The following is a 2,236-nucleotide window of genomic DNA, read 5'->3' on the forward strand; positions in this document are numbered from 1 at the left end:
GCCACGAGGTGGTCGCGCTTGACACACTCGAGCAGCAGGTGCACGCCGATCCTGAAGAGGCGGCCGCGCGGTTCCCCGGGGACGTCCTGCGCCGCGACGTGAGCGATCCGGCGTCCTGGGCAGATCTGCCGGAGGTCGGAGGTGTCATCCACCTGGCGGCGGAGACCGGGACGGCTCAGTCGATGTACGAGCAGGACCGCTACCGACGCGTCAATGTGGAGGGAACGCGGCTCGCGGCCGAGTTCGCCGCCTCGCGAGGACTTCCTCTCGTGTTCTTGAGCTCTCGCGCCGTGTACGGCGAGGGCCTCGTGGCCACGTCGCCGCTGGCGTCCTCGGACGGCAGGGATTTCGGCCCGGACGGCCTGTTCGTGCCCTCGGGCGAAGACCAGCCGCACGTGCCCCTCTCCGTGTACGGCGAGACCAAGTCCGAGGCCGAGGAGATTGCCCGCACCGCCCTCGCGGACGGCCGCCTCGCCATTCTGCGCCCGCAGAACGTCGTTGGTTTGGGGCAGGCGCTTCACAACCCCTACACCGGTGTGCTGGCGGCGTTCCTAGCCCGCCTCAAGGCGGGGCTGCCGCTCACCGTCTACGGGGACGGCACGGCGACGCGGGACTTCGTGCATGTGTCGGACGTCGCCGCGGCCATCGTCTGGGCGCTAGAAGCCCCCCGCCGCGGAGAGCCCGTGATCGCCAACGTCGGCACAGGGGTCCGTATGGATCTGGACGAGCTGGCCGAGACCGCGCGGACGTCGACGTGCACTTCGAGCCGGGCAGAGAAGTCCTGGTGTTCGCCGATGGCGACGAATTGGCCGAGCACGCGGAGCGGGCAATCCGCGAACCGGTGTGGGCCCGCGGCATCGCCGAAGCAGGGCGACGCCGGGCCCTGGCCGAACACACCCTCGTGCACCGGATGCGTGAGGTGGAAGTGCTGTGGGCCTGAACCATCCCGATTCCCTCGAGGACTGGCGTCGGTGGGCACGGCCCTCCGCGCTCCGGCGCGCCGTCGCTGCAGTGCGCGGTCGCGGCCGTCAAGCAGACCGCGCCCTTCGTCTCCTTCTCTACGGAACGGCGCCGACGGTGCTCGCCGCTCTCGACTCCGCGACGCTCTCCGGCATCGCGGCCGGGTTGCGTCCGGTGGCGTTGGGGCCGCGTGCCAACGTGGCGGTCCTGTGCCCTCAGCACCTGGTCCCTGCGGTCCAGGCCATGCTCGGAGACCCCGTCGAAGACCGGTCGATCACCTCCGCTGACGACCTGTCCGCCCTCGACGGCACGGTCGGCACGGTGCTTTCGCTCGGCCACTACCTGCGGGCCGGGGAGCTGGCCCTGGAGTGGGCCGCGGCACGGGGCGTGGAATACGTCGTCGTGCAACACGGCCTGCTCACACCGTTCGCGCCGCCTCTGCCTGACGAGGTGACGCTGTACGCGTTCTCGCACGAGGACGGGGCCTTCTGGACCGGTGGCCGCCCGGGGCGGACCGTCAGGGTGGTGGGCTCCCAGATGCTGTGGGAAGCCGCGGACCCCCAGTCGCCGGCCGCCCAGCCGGGTCCGACGGTCTTCCTGGGACAGCTCCACGGGCGAGAGCTGGGTCGGTGGTCCGCCACGCAGCAGACGCTGGCATTCCTCCGTGCCGAGCCGCACGTGCTCTACCGTCCACACCCTTCAGAACGGGACATGCTGAGCCGAGCCACCCACCGCCTCATGCAACGCGGCGGCACCCGCTTCGAGATCAGCGGACGCCCTCTGCCTGAGATGGGAGCCGACGTCGTCGCACTGTTCTCGACGGGTGTCCTCGAAGCGGCAGCCCAGGGACGCGGTGGCTGGGTGCACCACACCACCCCTCCCGCCTGGCTCAGCGAGTTCTGGGAGCGTTACGGCATGGCGCCGTGGGTGCTAGGGCGTTCGGCCGCCGACCAGCCCAAGCGCACTCCCGCTCCTGTCCGCCCAGTGATCGAGCCTGCGCGGGCCATCGCCCGTGACATCTTTGGAGGGGAGTCCGCGTGAGCATCCTGTGCGTCATCCCCGTGCGCGGCGGGTCCCGGGGGCTGCCCGGCAAGAACATCCGCCTCCTCGGCGGCCACCCGCTCGTGGCCTGGACCATCCAGGCCGCCCTCGAAGCGGAGGAGGACCTGCACGTGGTGGTCTCCACGGACTCGGCCGAGATCGCCGAGGTCGCCCTCCGCTACGGCGCGGACGTGCCGGGCCTGCGCCCGGCCCACCTGGCGCAGGACTCAACCCC

Annotated in this window: 3 protein-coding genes and 1 pseudogene; all 4 read left to right on the top strand. The window is 71.3% G+C overall.

Translation table 11 applies throughout. From position 1 onward, the window contains the following. Positions 1-8: 8 nt before the first annotated feature. Positions 9-740 (top strand): annotated as a pseudogene (locus ACFWJO_RS37605) (NAD-dependent epimerase/dehydratase family protein); the annotation flags it as partial. Further along, the gene (locus ACFWJO_RS37610; protein WP_386872621.1) at positions 650-940 is read left to right on the top strand and encodes a glycosyltransferase; all 291 of its coding nucleotides are present in this window, start codon (positions 650-652) and stop codon (positions 938-940) included. The pseudogene ACFWJO_RS37605 and the gene ACFWJO_RS37610, both read left to right, overlap by 91 nt. 137 nt (positions 941-1,077) lie before the next feature. Then, positions 1,078-2,001, top strand: a complete 924-nt coding sequence (locus ACFWJO_RS37615) for an RNA-binding protein (RefSeq protein ID WP_136940080.1) — start codon at positions 1,078-1,080, stop codon at positions 1,999-2,001. Further along, positions 1,998-2,236: cytidylyltransferase domain-containing protein (locus ACFWJO_RS37620; RefSeq protein ID WP_386872619.1), on the top strand; the 239-nt coding region annotated here is incomplete at its 3' end. The genes ACFWJO_RS37615 and ACFWJO_RS37620, both read left to right, overlap by 4 nt.

This window comes from Streptomyces sp. NPDC127092 (assembly GCF_042722475.1).
Classification (GTDB): domain Bacteria; phylum Actinomycetota; class Actinomycetes; order Streptomycetales; family Streptomycetaceae; genus Streptomyces.